Origin of the sequence: Pseudomonas sp. 2822-17 (assembly GCF_002742485.1) — a bacterium.
GTDB lineage: Bacteria > Pseudomonadota > Gammaproteobacteria > Pseudomonadales > Pseudomonadaceae > Aquipseudomonas > Aquipseudomonas cyclaminis.
The window spans coordinates 1-266 of the sequence record NZ_LJRZ01000498.1; the positions used below are offsets into that span (position 1 = coordinate 1).

A 266-nucleotide genomic window follows, 5' to 3' on the forward strand; every position below is an offset into this window, starting at 1 on the left:
GGGATATACAAAATCAGTGAAAGAAAAATACAATACGAATAACATCATGTTCTCACCTGAGTTCCTTCGTGAAGGTAAAGCATTATACGATAACTTGTACCCTTCTCGTATCATTGTTGGGGAGCAATCAGAACGTGCGGAAGTGTTTGCTGCATTACTAAATGAAGGTGCTGTAAAAACCGGTATTCCTGTTTTATTTACAGATTCAACAGAAGCAGAAGCTGTAAAGCTGTTTTCAAACACTTACTTAGCACTTCGCGTATCAT

Annotated in this window: 1 pseudogene; it reads left to right on the plus strand. The window is 38.0% G+C overall.

Features of this window, described 5'->3' with window-relative positions:
* Positions 1–266: pseudogene (locus AOA60_RS18395) on the plus strand (UDP-glucose 6-dehydrogenase); the annotation flags it as partial.